Annotated in this window: 19 protein-coding genes and 2 tRNA genes; 6 read left to right on the top strand and 15 right to left on the bottom strand. The window is 67.1% G+C overall.

Annotated elements, in window-relative coordinates:
• Window positions 1-2 precede the first annotated feature (2 nt).
• Window positions 3-926, top strand: a complete 924-nt coding sequence (locus HALXA_RS00240; protein ID WP_013878273.1) for a thiamine-phosphate synthase family protein — start codon at window positions 3-5, stop codon at window positions 924-926.
• A 20-nt stretch (window positions 927-946) separates the two neighbouring features.
• On the opposite strand, the gene HALXA_RS22625 is transcribed toward HALXA_RS00240, so the two are convergent.
• From HALXA_RS22625 to HALXA_RS00305, 14 genes are all read right to left on the bottom strand, one after another.
• Entirely contained in the window at window positions 947-1,072 is a 126-nt protein-coding gene (locus tag HALXA_RS22625) for a hypothetical protein (RefSeq protein WP_013878274.1), read from the bottom strand.
• A gap of 187 nt (window positions 1,073-1,259) precedes the next feature.
• The gene (gene rpsB, locus HALXA_RS00245; RefSeq protein WP_013878275.1) at window positions 1,260-2,078 is read right to left on the bottom strand and encodes a 30S ribosomal protein S2; all 819 of its coding nucleotides are present in this window, start codon (window positions 2,076-2,078) and stop codon (window positions 1,260-1,262) included.
• Window positions 2,075-3,286: a phosphopyruvate hydratase gene (eno, locus tag HALXA_RS00250; protein ID WP_013878276.1), complete on the bottom strand. Its 1,212-nt coding sequence runs from the start codon at window positions 3,284-3,286 to the stop codon at window positions 2,075-2,077. Before eno ends, rpsB begins: the two co-directional genes overlap by 4 nt.
• Window position 3,287: 1 nt before the next feature.
• Complete coding sequence (locus HALXA_RS00255; RefSeq protein ID WP_013878277.1) at window positions 3,288-3,467, bottom strand: DNA-directed RNA polymerase subunit K; 180 nt, start codon at window positions 3,465-3,467, stop codon at window positions 3,288-3,290.
• Between the two features lie 15 nt (window positions 3,468-3,482).
• Window positions 3,483-3,677, bottom strand: coding sequence for a DNA-directed RNA polymerase subunit N (locus HALXA_RS00260; RefSeq protein WP_013878278.1), 195 nt, complete (start codon window positions 3,675-3,677; stop codon window positions 3,483-3,485).
• Between the two features lie 12 nt (window positions 3,678-3,689).
• Complete coding sequence (locus HALXA_RS00265; RefSeq protein ID WP_013878279.1) at window positions 3,690-4,088, bottom strand: 30S ribosomal protein S9; 399 nt, start codon at window positions 4,086-4,088, stop codon at window positions 3,690-3,692.
• On the bottom strand, window positions 4,082-4,531 hold the full coding sequence (locus tag HALXA_RS00270) for a 50S ribosomal protein L13 (RefSeq protein WP_013878280.1): 450 nt from the start codon (window positions 4,529-4,531) through the stop codon (window positions 4,082-4,084). Before HALXA_RS00270 ends, HALXA_RS00265 begins: the two co-directional genes overlap by 7 nt.
• Window positions 4,528-4,881, bottom strand: coding sequence for a 50S ribosomal protein L18e (locus HALXA_RS00275; protein ID WP_013878281.1), 354 nt, complete (start codon window positions 4,879-4,881; stop codon window positions 4,528-4,530). The genes HALXA_RS00270 and HALXA_RS00275 overlap by 4 nt, the downstream gene beginning before the upstream one ends.
• A gap of 201 nt (window positions 4,882-5,082) precedes the next feature.
• Window positions 5,083-5,167 (bottom strand) — tRNA-Leu (locus tag HALXA_RS00280).
• Between the two features lie 160 nt (window positions 5,168-5,327).
• Window positions 5,328-6,077, bottom strand: coding sequence for a DNA-directed RNA polymerase subunit D (locus tag HALXA_RS00285; RefSeq protein WP_013878282.1), 750 nt, complete (start codon window positions 6,075-6,077; stop codon window positions 5,328-5,330).
• A 3-nt stretch (window positions 6,078-6,080) separates the two neighbouring features.
• The gene (locus HALXA_RS00290; protein WP_006182145.1) at window positions 6,081-6,470 is read right to left on the bottom strand and encodes a 30S ribosomal protein S11; all 390 of its coding nucleotides are present in this window, start codon (window positions 6,468-6,470) and stop codon (window positions 6,081-6,083) included.
• A gap of 3 nt (window positions 6,471-6,473) precedes the next feature.
• Window positions 6,474-6,995 carry a 30S ribosomal protein S4 gene (locus HALXA_RS00295; RefSeq protein ID WP_013878283.1) on the bottom strand — a complete coding sequence of 174 codons (522 nt, stop codon included), beginning with the start codon at window positions 6,993-6,995 and terminating at the stop codon, window positions 6,474-6,476.
• On the bottom strand, window positions 6,995-7,516 hold the full coding sequence (locus HALXA_RS00300; protein WP_013878284.1) for a 30S ribosomal protein S13: 522 nt from the start codon (window positions 7,514-7,516) through the stop codon (window positions 6,995-6,997). Before HALXA_RS00300 ends, HALXA_RS00295 begins: the two co-directional genes overlap by 1 nt.
• 72 nt (window positions 7,517-7,588) lie before the next feature.
• Window positions 7,589-7,671, bottom strand: a tRNA-Ser gene (locus HALXA_RS00305).
• A 296-nt stretch (window positions 7,672-7,967) separates the two neighbouring features.
• On the opposite strand from HALXA_RS00305, the gene HALXA_RS00310 reads away from it, so the two are divergent.
• Genes HALXA_RS00310 through HALXA_RS00320 form a run of 3 tightly spaced genes read left to right on the top strand, consistent with a single transcriptional unit; the run spans window position 7,968 to window position 11,604 of the window.
• Window positions 7,968-8,951 carry a DUF4129 domain-containing protein gene (locus HALXA_RS00310; RefSeq protein ID WP_013878285.1) on the top strand — a complete coding sequence of 328 codons (984 nt, stop codon included), beginning with the start codon at window positions 7,968-7,970 and terminating at the stop codon, window positions 8,949-8,951.
• Window positions 8,948-10,942 (top strand): DUF58 domain-containing protein, encoded by a 1,995-nt coding sequence (locus HALXA_RS00315; protein WP_013878286.1) that lies wholly within the window; start codon window positions 8,948-8,950, stop codon window positions 10,940-10,942. The genes HALXA_RS00310 and HALXA_RS00315 overlap by 4 nt, the downstream gene beginning before the upstream one ends.
• Window positions 10,939-11,604, top strand: coding sequence for a DUF7519 family protein (locus HALXA_RS00320; RefSeq protein WP_013878287.1), 666 nt, complete (start codon window positions 10,939-10,941; stop codon window positions 11,602-11,604). Before HALXA_RS00315 ends, HALXA_RS00320 begins: the two co-directional genes overlap by 4 nt.
• Window positions 11,605-11,649: 45 nt before the next feature.
• Here HALXA_RS00320 and moaA read toward each other — a convergent pair whose 3' ends face one another.
• Window positions 11,650-12,684 (bottom strand): GTP 3',8-cyclase MoaA, encoded by a 1,035-nt coding sequence (moaA, locus tag HALXA_RS00325; protein ID WP_013878288.1) that lies wholly within the window; start codon window positions 12,682-12,684, stop codon window positions 11,650-11,652.
• A 182-nt stretch (window positions 12,685-12,866) separates the two neighbouring features.
• On the opposite strand from moaA, the gene HALXA_RS00330 reads away from it, so the two are divergent.
• Both HALXA_RS00330 and HALXA_RS00335 read left to right on the top strand, forming a co-directional pair.
• Complete coding sequence (locus tag HALXA_RS00330) at window positions 12,867-13,535, top strand: helix-turn-helix domain-containing protein (RefSeq protein ID WP_013878289.1); 669 nt, start codon at window positions 12,867-12,869, stop codon at window positions 13,533-13,535.
• 106 nt (window positions 13,536-13,641) lie between these two features.
• On the top strand, window positions 13,642-13,866 hold the full coding sequence (locus tag HALXA_RS00335; protein WP_013878290.1) for a hypothetical protein: 225 nt from the start codon (window positions 13,642-13,644) through the stop codon (window positions 13,864-13,866).
• The last annotated feature ends 4 nt before the right edge of the window (window positions 13,867-13,870 follow it).

The raw sequence follows: 13,870 nt of genomic DNA on the forward strand, positions 1-13,870 counted from the left end.
GCATGTCGCTTGTACTGCCGAGCGAACTCGTCGTCGATCGGTTCCTGCCGACGGTGCGGGCGATGCTCGCGACCGAACTCGCCGAGCGCGGGCTGACCCAGCGGGAGATCGCCGCCGAACTCGGCGTCACGCAGGCCGCCGTCAGCAAGTACGTCGGGGGCGAGGGCGGCGGGGACGCCCGCTTTCGGGACGACCCCGAAACTGTCGCGACCGTCGAGCGCATCGCCGACGGCCTCGCCGGCGGCGAGATGGACGGCTACGACGCGCTGGCCGAACTCCTCTCGCTGATCCGCAGCCTCGAGGACCGCGGCCCCATCTGCGAACTCCACGAGGAGGAGATGCCCGAACTCCGCGGGCTGGGCTGTGACCTGTGCGTTCGCGGGCTCGACCCCGACGTGCGGGCCGAGCGGGACGTCCTCGCGAACGTCCGGACGGCCGCGCGGACGCTCGCCTCGATCCCCGGCATGGCCCAGTACATCCCGAACGTCGGCACGAACGTGGGGATGGCCTTACCGGACGCGCACGACGAAACGGATGTCGCCGCCGTCCCCGGCCGGATCTACGCGATGGGCGGGCGGATCGAGATTCCCGCAAATCCCGAGTTCGGCGCATCGAAACACGTTGCGACGGCCGTTCTCGCGGCCAGTGACGCCGATCCAGAGATCCGCGGCGCGATCAATATCGCGACCGACGACGCGCTTCTCGACGCTGCTCGCGAGCACGGGATCGACCCCCTCGAGTTCGACGCCGACTACGAGGACCGGGGCGAACACCTCCGCGATCGCTTCGCGGAGCGCGGCGACGTGCCGCGCGTGGCCTACCATCAGGGCGCGTTCGGGATCGAGCCGACCACTTACGTGTTCGGCGCAACGGCTGTCGACGCCGCCGAGCGAGTCGCGACGTTACTGGAAACTGCTGCTGTGTAGAAAGAGCGGTGAACCGGTCGTTACAGCAGCGTCACTAGCACTCGGAGCGGAATCCCGAGCGCGAACAGCGCGATCAGTCCCATCGTCGCGAGGACGACCGGCGCGGGGAGTTTCTCCTTCTCGAAGTCGAACAGTAGGGAGTCCATAGGCGCCCTTCGAACGGTCGCGAGGTAATTCCTTCGCTCGCGGTTCGACGCCGCTCGAGCGACTCGAGCGATCACCGAAACAGTCGGCGATGCAGCTGCAACTCGAGGACGCATCACGCGAGGCTGTCGGGGTGACCAACAGGGAAAACGAACAGCGCAATCGATTCGATTCGAAATTAAATCCGCGTTAGACGGAGCTCTCGAAGTCCTCGAGGGCGTAGGACGGCTCGGCGCCGCGGCGGTCGAGGACCTCGTTGGCGAGCAGCCAGTAGACGACCGAGAGGGCCTTGCGACCCTTGTTGTTGGTCGGGACGACCAGGTCGACGTTGCTGACCTGGTTGTTCGAGTCGCACATCGCGATGACCGGAATGCCCACCGTGATGGCCTCCTTGACTGCCTGGGCGTCGCCGATCGGGTCGGTGACGACGACGACGTCGGGTTCGATGTAGCCGTCGTACTTGGGGTTGGTCAGCGTGCCCGGGATGAATCGACCCGTGCGCGCTCGAGCGCCGACCGCTTCGGCGAACTTCTCGGCCGGGAAGCGACCGTACTGGCGGCTCGAGGTGACCAGGATCTGCTCGGGGTCGTAGTTGGCGAGGAAGTCCGCGGCCGTGCGGATGCGCTGGTCGGTCTTGGAGACGTCCAGCACGTAGAGGCCGTCGGTCCGGACGCGGTGGATGAACCGCTCCATGTCCGCGGTCTTCTGCTGGGTACCGATGTGGACGCCGGCGCCGAGGTAGTCCTCGACGGGGATCAGCAGGTCCGCTTCCTCGTCGGACATCACGTCGTCGTCGAGGGTGGGACCGGCGTCTTCCGCTTCTTCGGCGTCGGTTTCCTCGGCTACTTCTGCGTCGGCCTCGGCCTCGTCGGCCGCGGCGTCTGCGGACTGTTCGTCTACTGGCTCGACGTCCTCCTCGGCGGCGGGGCCAGCCCCTTCGGCTGGCTCCTCGTCGATTTCCTCCTCGGCGGCGTCGAGCCCTTCTTGGGTCGTGTCGTTATCTGTCATGTCGCGTCGTCTGCGATTCGAATGAGCTCGTTGAGCTTTGCGGTTCGCTCGCCGCCGACGGCACCGGTCTTGATGAACGGTGCGTCGGTCGCGACGGCGAGGTGTGCGATCGTCGTGTCCTCGGTCTCGCCCGAGCGGTGGGAGATGACCGAGTCGTAGCCGTTCTGCGTGGCGAGTTCGATCGCGTCGAAGGCGTCGGTCAGCGTGCCGATCTGGTTCGGCTTGATCAGGATGCTGTTCGCCGCGCCGCGATCGATCCCGTCGACGAGACGGTCGGTGTTCGTGACGAACAGGTCGTCGCCGCAGATCAGCGTCTGGTCGCCGACCTCGTCGGTGAGGTCGGCGAACGCGTCGTAGTCGTCCTCGTCGAGCGGATCCTCGACGTAGACGAGGTCGTACTCCTCGACGAGATCAGCGATGTACTCGATCTGTTCCTCCGTGTCGCGGCTGATGCCGGCCGACTCGTACTCGTAGGTTTCCGAGTCAGCGTCGTACATCTCGGCGGCCGCGACGTCGAGGCCGAAGCCGATGTTGAAGCCGACCTCGTCCTGCACCGTCGACACCGCCTCGTCGACGATTTCGAACGCCTCCGCGTCGTCGATCGAGGGTGCCCACGCGCCCTCGTCGCCCTTGCCGGAGGGGTGACCGCGCTCCTCGAGCAGGTCGGCGACTTCGGCGTGGACGGCAGCGTTCGCGAAGACGGCGTCCTCGACGCTCGGTGCGCCGACGGGCGCCGCGAGGAACTCCTGAATGTCGGTCGCGTCGGCGGCGTGTTCGCCCCCGCCGACGACGTTACCGAGCGGCGTCGGGAAGTTCTCCCCGCGGAAGGTGCCGCCGAGGTGCTGGAACAGCGGCGCGCCGAGCACGTCGGCGCCGGCCTTCGCGGCGGCCATCGAGATGGCGACCGCGCTGTTGGCGCCGATCTCGGAGAAGTCGTCGGTGCCGTCGGCGGCGCGCAGGATCGAATCGACTTCGCGCTGGTTACCGGCGTAAGCCTCCCCGACGAGTCGGGGGACGGCGTGTTCGCGGGCCGCGGCGATCGCCTCGGTCGGCGGTCGCTCGACGGCTTCGTACTCGCCGGTGCTGGCACCGCTCGGTGCTGCTGCACGGCCGAAGCCGCCGCTCTCGGTGACGACGTCGGCTTCGACGGTCGGGTTGCCGCGCGAGTCGAGGATCCGTCGGAGTCGGATGTCTGTGATCAGCGTCATCTCACTCGTTCCCCCGTTTGACGGTAAAGGGCAACACGCCGGCGTCGTACTCTTCGGCGGCGATCAGGATCGGCTGCGTCTGATCCGTTTCGATCAGTACGGGCGCCCCGTAGGACACCTGCAGCGCTCGCGCACCGAGGATTCGCGCCTTCTCGTAGCGGTTGTGTCGTTGCTGTTGCATAGGTTGGGTGGTGCGTTACTGGTAGGGGGAGACGATGTCGACGAGGTCGGTGTGACTGACGAGCATCCGCCGACAGCAGTAGCGGTCGACGCCGAGCTCGTCGAGGACCTTCTCGGGATCCTCGTCGCCCTCGTTGGCTCGCTCGTCGAACTCCTCCCAGTGTTCGCCGACGACGTTGCCACAGGTGAAACACCGGACCGGTACCATCATGAGTGGATCACCTTAGCGGTAGGACTTCTGGTAGCGCGCCCGAGCGCCCGGGCCGCCCCACTTTTTCGGTTCGGACTGGCGAACGTCGTTGACCAGCAGCGAACGGTCGAACTCCATGAACGCGTCCCGGAGCTCGGCGTCGTTCGTGTGCTGGACGATACCGCGTGCGATGGCGGTGCGGACGGCGTCCGCCTGCCCGCTGATACCGCCGCCCTCGACGCGGACGTCGATGTCCATCTCGCTTCGCAGGTCCTCGCCCGCGATGCGGAACGGCTCGAGCATCTTGAGCCGGGACATCTCCGGCTCGACCAGCTCGACCGGCTTGGAGTTGATTCGCACGCGACCCTCTCCGTCGCGCACGGTGGCGCGAGCGACGGCCGTCTTTTTCTTGCCACTCGTGTTGGTTACCATGTGACGTTAGCACCCAGTTGGTCCGCGACTTCGCCCAGCTGGACGAAGCGGATGTTCGAAAGCCGATCCAGCGACGTTCCCTCGAGGATCTGGGCGTCCTGCTCGTCCTCGTAGGGGTTGCCGACGTAGACGCGGACGTTCTCGAACGCCTCGCGACCGCGCGGCTTCTTGTACGGCAGCATGCCCCGGATGGACCGCTTGAAGATCGTGTCCGGTCGCTTCGGGTAGTAGGGGCCGCTGTCGGAACCCAGCTGGAGCCGGGTTCGGTAGGTCTCGAAGATGTCTTCCTTGTCGCCGGTGATGATCGCGTCCTCGGCGTTGACAACCGCGACGCGCTCGCCGTCGAGCGCGCGCTGGGCGACCTCGCTGGCGACGCGACCGAGAATGCAGTCCCGGGCGTCGACGACGACGTCGGCGTCGAAGTCGGAAATGTTCACACTCATGCGATCACCCGCACGTCGGATCCTTCGGGGTTCTCTTCGAGCAGTTGCTCGAGCTGTACGGTCTCGCCGACCTGATCGATCTTCGTCTCGGCCGACGAACTGAAGTCGACGGCTGCGACGGTGACCGACTTCTGCAGTGCGCCCGAACCCAGCACCTTGCCGGGAACGACGACGGTCTCTTCTTCGCGTGCGTATCGCTCGATGCGGCCCAGGTTAACCTCAGCGTGGGTGCGCCGGGGCTTCTCGAGTCGATCCGCGATGTCTCGCCAGACGTCGGCGTCCGTCTCGCGGGACGTCGACTTCAGCTCGGCGATGAGATCAGTGAGCCTCGGATTCGTTTTGCTACTCATTGGTATCCTCCAAATAACTGCGAGCGGTTGCGACACGTCGTGTGGCAACCGCGACTGTAGTGATTGTGTCTGTGACGGTGACTGCAATACCGACGACCGACGACTCGAGCACTGCGTCCGAGAGGTCGAAGCCGACCCCGACCGGTCGCAACGCTCGTCGGTCGCGTGGTACCGATGTGAGAGAAACGGAAGTGGGATTGATGCAGGGAGCAGGATTTGAACCTGCGGACTCCTACGAGACAGCGCCCTGAACGCTGCGCCGTTGGCCTGACTTGGCTATCCCTGCTCGCACTTCCGTGTACCCGTCGCCCCTTCAAACCCCTTTCGATTCCATCGAACGAGGACGCTGCCGTCCCGGCCTCGCGGCTCACGGCGCCGGAACGGACGGTGCCGTCCTCGCGCAGACACGCAGACACGATGGGTCGGGGGCGTCGGGTCATGTTCGTCTAAAGCTGTACCGCTTCTTCGAGTTCAGTTGCGCGCGATTCGATCGTCTCGGCGGCTCGAGTCACGAGCTCTTCGACGGTGAAGGAGCCGTCCGTCTCCACGTGGAAGACGAAGGCGTTGGGCACGTCCTCGACCGACACCTGCTTGTCGGGGTAGCGGTTCGAGAGGTCGTGGTCGAACTCGCTCGTGGGAACGAGTTCGCCGTCGTCCTCGACGACGCCGCGGACGATCTGGGCCTCGGACTCCTCGAACTCCGGCAGGTCGTCTTCGACGACGACCCGCTGGAGGTGTCGGTAGCCGACCGCGACCGCGCCCTGGTGTTTGGCGTGGTCCTTCCCGCGATCGAGTACGGCGTCGGCCTCGGCCTCGAGGCGCTGGTCGTCCTTGAGTTCGATGATCGGAACGTTCTCGTCCGCGGGTTGGACGAGCTCGTCGCTGGACTCGAGATCGCCGGAGTAGGCGGTTGCGGGCCCTTCGACGTCGATCGAGAGCGTGACGGTGGCGTCCTCGCCGAACTCGTCTTCCGGCGGGGTCGTCAGCGGGACGAGCCCGAGCCGCAAGGCGAGTTGCTCGTCGAACATCACCGACGAGTTCTCGACGAAGCGAACGGTGTCGATCGCCATCGTCGGCACGTCGGCGAGCATCGCGCGGCGGATGCCGTTGGCGAACGCGGGCGTCACGCCGCGGACGAGGAACCGCGCCTCGCGGTCGTCGCGTTCGACGAACTCGACGTCGTACTCTTCGCTCATGGTCTAGTAGCCGCCCTTGCCTTTGGGTGCGCGCGATCCGTCGTGCGGGATCGGCGTGACGTCCTCGATGCGCCCGATTTCGATGCCCGAGCGGGCAAGCGCGCGGATCGTCGCCTGCGCGCCGGGACCGGGGGATTTCTGGAGGTTGCCGCCGGGGCCGCGGACTCGCACGTGGAGTCCGGTGATGCCCGCAGCCTTGACCTCCTCGGCGACGGACTCGGCCATCTGCATGGCCGCGTACGGCGACGCCTCGTCGCGGTTCTGCTTGACCGCCGTCCCGCCGGAGGACTTGGCGATCGTCTCCGCGCCGGTGAGGTCCGTCACGGTCATGACGGTGTTGTTAAACGATGCGTGCACGTGGGCGATGCCCCACTTTTCGTCGTCCTGACTCATGGTTTACTGACCCTCCGCTCGTTCGGGGTGGAGTTCGTCCGCAAGCGGGCTCGTCTCGTCGAACTCGACGAGGTCCTCCTCGTCGACGTCGACGACGTAGGACGGAACCCGGTGGCGCTGCCCGTCGACCACGATGTGGCCGTGCGTGATGAACTGGCGGGCCTGCTGGGTCGTGTTGGCCAGTCCCTTCCGGTAGACGACCGTCTGGAGTCGGCGCTCGAGGATGTCTTCGACCTCGAGCGACAGGACGGCGCCGAGCTCGTCGGCTTCGTCGAGGATGCCGACGCGCTTGAGTCGACCGAGGAACTCCTCGGAGCGTCGTTGGACGGTCTCGTCGCCCTGAGCCTGACCGAGCAGGTCGCGAGCCTCGCGCCGGTAGGAGCGAAGCTCGGACTGCGCTCGCCAGAGCTCTTCCTTGTTCTTTAGGCCGTAGCGGTCGATAAGGGAGTGTTCGTTGGCGATGCGCTCACCCTGGTAGGGGTGGTTCGGAGTCTCGTACTGCTTGGTCTTCGTTCCGAGCGGCATTATTCGCCCTCACCCTCTTCGGCGGCCTCTTCGGCCTGTTCTTCGCGGATCTCTTCGACGTTGACCCCGATGGTGCCCTCCGTACGACCGGTGGACTTCGTTCGCTGGCCGCGGACCTTCTGGCCGCGCTTGTGGCGAACGCCCTTGTAGGAGTCGATCATCTTCATCCGGTTGATGTCGTGCTGCCGGGTCAGCTCGAGATCGTTGCCGATCTCGTGGGTCGTTTCGCCGGTGTAGAAGTCCTCCGGCCGGTTGTTGAGCCAGTCGGGAACTTCGTCGGCGTAGTTCTCTACGAGTTCGACGACCTCGTCGATGACGTCGTCGTCGAGTCGACCGAACGTCGCCGTTCGGTCCACGCCCGCTTCCTGGGCGATGATCCGGGCGGTCCGGTGACCGATCCCGTTCATCTCCGTCAGCGAGCGCTCGACGGACTTCGTCCCGTCAAGGTCGGTCTGACCGATGCGGACGAAGTACTGAAGGTCTTCGTCCTCCTCTTGTTCTTGGGGTTCTTCCGCGCTCATATGTTGGGTATGTGTGTCTGGTCTGCGTGCGGTGCAAACGACTGACGGAAAACGTCAGTCCGGTAAGTCCGACGTCGTGGCGGGGATTCGAACCCCGGAGGCTTGACGCCACATGGTTAGCAACCATGCGCCTTGGGCCGCTTGGCTACCACGACACCGTGTGCTATCATCGCCCTCTCGGACTCGGGGATCGCTCCCCTACACGTATCGCACTCGAACGTACTCCCGTCTGGTACTTAAGCGCAACGAATGAAAGTAACGGGTGGCCGACGGTACCACACGATCGTTTTCCCGTCGCTCGGGTCCTCGTGATCGAGCGACGGAGTCGACGGTCGTCGAGGGCCGACCGAATCGACGCCGCCGATCGATCGACGCAAACTCTCGACGACCCGACACCGTTCATTCGATGAATACAACTTATTAGTGAAGCGGCAGAAGGTGGTGTCAACACGTGTCAAGCAATACACGTCTCGTTCGACTCCTCGCCGCGGTCAGTGCGATCGCCGCAATTGCGCTCGCAGCCGCGACGATCGAAAATCCGCTCGAGACCGGCGGTTCCGAGGGTGTCGGCCCCGGAGAGGGCGGCGGTCCCGGCCAACAGCCGATGCCCACCCAGCCCGTCGCGGGCGGCGATGCGCCGCCGTTCCTCGAGTATCTCGTGTACGCTGTGCTAATCATCATCGCGGTCGCGCTCGTCTGGTACCTACTCGCGTACCGTCGGGACGCGGTCAAGATGATCGCCGTCGTGCTGGCCGTCTGCCTCGTCGGCGCCCTCCTGTTCGCGTTCCTGTTTCAGGGGTTCTCGCCCGAGCTCGACGCCCAGCCGATCGAGGAGCCGGCGACGGTGAACAACTCGAGCGGCGGGGGTGATTTCGGCTCCGGCGAGGGCGAGACCGACTCGTTCTCGACCGGCCCGCTGTTGTTCGTCCTCTCAGTTATCACCGCGATCTTCGTCGGCGGGCTCCTCGTGAGCCGACGCGGCGGAAACTCGGAATCGGACGCGCCACCCGTCGTCGAGAACGAGCCCGACGAGTCGGGGACCGAGGCCGCCGCCGTCGGCAGCGCAGCCGGACGTGCGGCCGATCGGATCGACGGCGCAGCGACCGACGTCGACAACGAGATCTACCGCGCCTGGAAGGAGATGACCGCCCTCCTCGAGGTCGACCGGCCGGACTCGAGCACGCCGCGGGAGTTCGCGACGGCCGCGGTCGAGGCGGGGATCGATCGCGAGTACGTGGGCGAACTTACCCGACTGTTCGAAGAGGTCCGATACGGCGACGTCGAGACGACTTCCGAGATGGAAACGCGCGCGGTCGACGTGCTGCGGCGGATCGAGGACGAGTACGCGGCCGGGGACGAGCGAGGCGATCGGACGGACGGCGGAACCGACGACGCGGGAACGGGTAGGGACGCGAGCGGAGGTGGCGGGCGATGACGACGATAACCGGCCGCCGACTCGCGCTCGTCCTCGGCGTGGTTGCGTTCGTCGGCGCGATCGCCATCAGTGCCGGCGTCGTCGCCGTCCCGCTGGACGGCTGGGTCGTCCTGGTCGTCGGCCTCCTCGCCACGGGGATCGGCGTCGTCGCCGTGTTCCGACGGCGCGGCGTGCGGCGTCAGGCCGAGACGCCGACGCCGGAGCACCGAACGCCGGTACCCGCACCCGGTGCGACGGTCTCCGACGCGATCGGCGAGTTCCGAACGATGGCCGGGGAGTACTCCGCCGGCAGCCGACGGATCGCCGGCGGGCTGCGCCTCGCGGCGATCGCCGCGCTCACCCGATTCGGCGGATACTCGGCGGAGGAAGCGGCCGATCGGCTCGAAGACGGCTCCTGGACGGACGACGCGACGGCAGCCGGGTTCCTCTCGGAACGGAAGGACACGTCCGCGTCGCTCGGCGACTGGCTCCCGCGGCTGTTGAACCCCGGTCGCGACACGTCGTTCCAGGCGGGCGTCCGCCACGCCGTCGCCGCCATCGTCGCGATCGGGTACGCGAACGAGAACGCGGGCGCCGACGGCGACTCGAGGCCGCTGCCCGCCTACGAGGACGAGCGGATCGACCGCACCGGCGGCGACTCGCGGACGACCGCCAGATCGGTGTCCGGCGTCGAACCGTCCGCGCAGCGGTCGACGAACTACTGGACCGGGATCGGCGTCGTCGCGCTCTTCGCCGTCGGGATCGGCGCGCTCGCGGAATCGCCCGGCGTCGTGCTCGCCGGCGTCGTCGGCGTCGGCTACGCGGGATTCTCCCGCGCGTTCGAACCCCCGGAACTGGATCTCGCCATCGCGCGCGAACTGAGCGACGACGACCCCGAACCGGGCGACGAAATCGACGTCACCGTCACGATCACCAACGAGAGCGGGCGGTTCGTTCCGGACCTCCGGCTCGTCGACGGCGTGCCGCCGGGGCTGGCCGTCATCGAGGGTTCGAACCGGCTCGGAACCGCGTTGCGACCCCACGAGTCGGTCGCGCTCGAGTACACCGTCGCCGTCCGACGGGGTACCCACGAGTTCGACCCCGCGCTCGCGATCGTCCGGGACGTCTCGCGGTCGCGGGAGCGGGAGTTCCTCGTCGGTAGCGAGACCACCGTCGTCTGCGAACCCACGCTGCGGCCGATCGAGGCGCCGGTGCCGCTGCGGGCCACCGCGGCGTCGTTCGCCGGGCGCCTGACGACCGACGAGGGCGGGTCCGGAACGACGTTCCACTCGGTGCGGGAGTACCGCGCCGGCGACCCGCTCTCGCGGGTCGACTGGAACCGCCGCGCGAAGACCGGCGAACTCGCAACTCTCGAGTTCCACGAGGAGCGGGCGGCCCGCGTGGTCGTGTTGATCGACGCGCGGAAGGCGGCGTTTCTCGCGCCCGACCCCGACGGCACTCACGCCGTCGACCGCTCGGTCGCCGCCGCGGGGCGGATCGCCGCCTCGCTGCTGGCCGACGGCGACACCGTGGGGCTCGCGGCGCTCGGGCCGATCGGCCGCGAGTTCGAGGCCGGCGCGCCGAGCGACGCCGACCCGTGCTGGCTCGCGCCGGCGTCGGGCCGCCACCACGAGATCCGATTCCAGGACCTGCTCGCGACCCATCCGCAGTTCGATTCGACGCCGCCGCGCTCGGAGAGCCGCTGGCTCCCGCAACTCCGGACGATCCGGCGCCGGCTCTCGGCGGAAACGCAGATCGTCCTGCTGACGCCGCTCTGTGATACCGGCGCCGTCACGATCGCGCGGCGACTCGAGTCGCGGGGCCACCCCGTGACGGTCGTCAGTCCGGATCCGACGGCCGACCGGACGGCGGGCCACCAGCTCGCGTCCGTCGCCCGCCGCGTTCGGCGATTCGACCTCCAGCGGATCGGGATTCCGGTGATCGACTGGCCGGCCGACGAGACGATCGACGACGTGTTCGCGCGCTACGCTCGCGGGGGTGGTCGCGCATGAGCGGCGCGACGGCGGCGACCGACACGGCGATCGAGACGCCGAGCGACGACAGTGCAGGCGACCGCGACCGGGCTGAGACCGAAGGCGAAGACGAGGTCGCGGACGGCGCCAGCGTCGATATCACGCGCAAACCGACTCGCGTCGCGAGCGTCGCCGCCGCGCTGGCCGCCCTCGTCGCCGTCTTCGCCGGCGCCGCTGCGCCGGCCGGGCTCGCGTTCGGCGCCGTCGGCGCGCTCGCCCTCGCCGCTGCGCTCGTCCTCGGCCACCGGACGGCGGCCGACGTCGGCGCGGTCGCGCTCTTCTTCGGCGTCGTCGCCGGCGGCCTCGAGGCGACGCCCGTCGCGGCCACGATCGTCGGGACGATCGCGACCGTGCTGGCGTGGGACTTCGCCCACACCGCGATCGACGTCGGGGAGCAACTCGGACGCGAAGCGCGGACGATCCGCCTCGAGGCGGTCGCGATCGTCTCGAGTCTGCTGGTCGGGCTGGTGACGGGGACGATCGGCTACGCGGTGTACGTCGCCGGAGCGGGCAGCCAGCCGGTCGCGGCGGTCGTCCTGCTGCTGGTCGCCGGGTTGCTCGTGACGGTCGGGCTCGGATCGGGCCGCGACGGTTCGGGAACGCGGCGGTCGGGCCGCTCGAGTCGATCGCGGCGGCGGTGACTCGAGCGGAGAAAGGAGCAGTGGGAACGGCGGAGAAGCGAGCGATCAGGCCTGCGCGTACTTCTCGATGTACTCGTCGTTGACCACCCACTCGCCGTCGTCGTTTTTGACCATGTACTCGCCGTAGTAGGGGACGCGGTTCGCGACGACCTCGCGGAAGGCCTCGCGGATCTCGGGTTTGGTCATCTCGCCCATCGACTTGAGGTCGTCGTTGCGGTTGAGACAGCCCTTCAGGTAGCCCTCGTGGGTGACCCGAACCCGGTGGCAGTTCGCGCAGAACGTCGGGTTCTCGACGGGGTCGACGATCTCGACCATCCCCAGTTCCGATCGGTCCGCGGCCTCGAGTGTCACGTCGCCGGCGTCCTCGTCGTCGACTGCACCCTCGGCGATCCAGTACCGCCGTCGGTCGTGCATCTCACGGTGTTCGACCTCGACGGCCCGTTCCTCGAGCCAGTTGTGAACCCGCTCGATGTCGATGTTCCACTCCGGTTTGCCGGTTAGCTCCGGCATGTACTCGATGAGTTGGAGCTGGAGGCCGTCGTGTTTCGCGACGTGGTCGACCATCTCGGGCACGTAGCCCGCCGTATGCTTGAAGACGACCATGTTGAGTTTGACCGGGTCTAGGCCGGCCTCGAGCGCGGCGTCGACCCCCTCGAGAACCTTCTCGTAGGCGCCGCTTTTGGTGATCTCGGCGAAGTCTGCGGGATCGAGCGCGTCCTGAGAGACGTTGACGCGCTCTAAGCCGGCGTCGACGAGGTCCTCGGCGCGGCCCGGCAGGAACGTGCCGTTGGTCGTTAGCGAGACCTCCATCTGATCGGGTGTGCGTTCGATGATCTCCTCTAAATCCTGGCGGAGCATCGGCTCGCCGCCGGTGAATTTGACGGCGTCGACGTCGAACTCGGCGGCGACCTCGAGAAACCGGACGACGTCGTCGGTGTCCATCTCGTCGTCCTGCGGATCCATCGGTCCCCGCGTGTCACCCAACCCCTCGTTGTGACAGTAGACGCAGTCGAAGTTGCACCGATCGGTAAGGGAGACGCGGACGCCCGTGACCTCGCGTCCGAACTCGTCGGTGAGCATGCTACGCAATTGCAGTCGGATCCGCTTAAACTCGCCGGGTATTTCCGCCCTCCGTAACCGATTTCGGTTTCGTATCGCGGCCGCTGCGGTCGCTCGTCCAGTTATCACGGACGAACGTTTCGGTCCATGACAGGATCGGACCGGGTATAGCACTCTTGAGGGAGGGCGTGGTTCACAACCCCATGAGTACGATTGCCAAACTCGCCATTCCCGCCGCGGAGTTCGCATTGCGCCATACGCTCGAGGAGAGCGGCGACGTCGACGTCGAAATCGAGCGCGTCGTCGCCTACGATCCAGACCACGTCATGCCCTACGTCTGGTTTTCCGGCGACGAGTCGACGCTGTCGGTCGTCGCCGACCGCCTCGAGGCCGATCCGAGCGTCGAGGCGTTCGAACTGCTGACCGACCTCGACGACGAGCGGCTCTACCGAATGAACTGGGTCGACGACGTGACCGTGATGATCCGCCTGCTAACCGAGGAGAAAGCGACGGTGCTCGACGCGTGGGTCGAGGGCACCCAGTGGCAGTTTCGGGTGCTCTTTCCCGAGCGCGAGTCGCTGTCGAACGTCTACGAGTTCGCGACCGACGAGGGGATATCCGTTAGCATCCAGAAGATCCACCGCGTCGAGGAGGATCGGCACAACCGGTACGACCTGACCGACGCCCAGTACGAGACGCTGGTCGCAGCCCTCGAGCGCGGCTACTACGAGATTCCCCGCGATATGGACATGGAGCATCTCTCGAACGAACTCGGCGTCTCCCACCAGGCGCTGTCGGAGCGGCTCCGGCGGGCCCACCGGACGCTCGTCGAGGAGGTGGTCAGCATCGGGCCGGAACGCGAGGGAGCGTGACGCCACTCGTCGGTAGCACCGACGCGGGGATCGCGGGAGATCGCGTGATCGTACTCGGCCGCGCGCCGGCGGAAGACCTACCCCGCTCACCGACGAACGGGGACGCATGGACGAGGACATGCTCGCGGACCAGCGCCGGCTCGTCGAACTCGTCGAAAACGAAGGCTGGGACGTTACCGACCTCGAGATATCGGCCTACGACAGCCCGTGGGCCGACGAGGACGACCCCGAGGCGACCGTGACGATCACGGCGCGGAAACCGTACGTGAGCGACGAAAACGGCGAGGACGGAACGGACGGAGACGACGAGAATCCGTTCCGACTGAAGTAGTGGG

This window comes from Halopiger xanaduensis SH-6 (assembly GCF_000217715.1).
Taxonomy (GTDB): domain Archaea; phylum Halobacteriota; class Halobacteria; order Halobacteriales; family Natrialbaceae; genus Halopiger; species Halopiger xanaduensis.

Coding starts and splice junctions, on each gene's coding strand:
- HALXA_RS00335 (WP_013878290.1), top strand. CDS start 13,642: ATGGACGAGGACATGCTCGCGGACCAGCGCCGGCTCGTCGAACTCGTC.
- HALXA_RS00270 (WP_013878280.1), bottom strand. CDS start 4,531: ATGAGTGTGAACATTTCCGACTTCGACGCCGACGTCGTCGTCGACGCC.
- HALXA_RS00260 (WP_013878278.1), bottom strand. CDS start 3,677: ATGATGGTACCGGTCCGGTGTTTCACCTGTGGCAACGTCGTCGGCGAA.
- HALXA_RS00300 (WP_013878284.1), bottom strand. CDS start 7,516: ATGAGCGCGGAAGAACCCCAAGAACAAGAGGAGGACGAAGACCTTCAG.
- HALXA_RS00315 (WP_013878286.1), top strand. CDS start 8,948: ATGACGACGATAACCGGCCGCCGACTCGCGCTCGTCCTCGGCGTGGTT.
- HALXA_RS00265 (WP_013878279.1), bottom strand. CDS start 4,088: ATGGTAACCAACACGAGTGGCAAGAAAAAGACGGCCGTCGCTCGCGCC.
- HALXA_RS00285 (WP_013878282.1), bottom strand. CDS start 6,077: ATGAGCGAAGAGTACGACGTCGAGTTCGTCGAACGCGACGACCGCGAG.
- rpsB (WP_013878275.1), bottom strand. CDS start 2,078: ATGACAGATAACGACACGACCCAAGAAGGGCTCGACGCCGCCGAGGAG.
- HALXA_RS00255 (WP_013878277.1), bottom strand. CDS start 3,467: ATGCAACAGCAACGACACAACCGCTACGAGAAGGCGCGAATCCTCGGT.
- HALXA_RS00275 (WP_013878281.1), bottom strand. CDS start 4,881: ATGAGTAGCAAAACGAATCCGAGGCTCACTGATCTCATCGCCGAGCTG.
- HALXA_RS00295 (WP_013878283.1), bottom strand. CDS start 6,995: ATGCCGCTCGGAACGAAGACCAAGCAGTACGAGACTCCGAACCACCCC.
- HALXA_RS22625 (WP_013878274.1), bottom strand. CDS start 1,072: ATGGACTCCCTACTGTTCGACTTCGAGAAGGAGAAACTCCCCGCGCCG.
- HALXA_RS00240 (WP_013878273.1), top strand. CDS start 3: ATGTCGCTTGTACTGCCGAGCGAACTCGTCGTCGATCGGTTCCTGCCG.
- eno (WP_013878276.1), bottom strand. CDS start 3,286: ATGACGCTGATCACAGACATCCGACTCCGACGGATCCTCGACTCGCGC.
- HALXA_RS00290 (WP_006182145.1), bottom strand. CDS start 6,470: ATGAGTCAGGACGACGAAAAGTGGGGCATCGCCCACGTGCACGCATCG.
- HALXA_RS00330 (WP_013878289.1), top strand. CDS start 12,867: ATGAGTACGATTGCCAAACTCGCCATTCCCGCCGCGGAGTTCGCATTG.
- moaA (WP_013878288.1), bottom strand. CDS start 12,684: ATGCTCACCGACGAGTTCGGACGCGAGGTCACGGGCGTCCGCGTCTCC.
- HALXA_RS00320 (WP_013878287.1), top strand. CDS start 10,939: ATGAGCGGCGCGACGGCGGCGACCGACACGGCGATCGAGACGCCGAGC.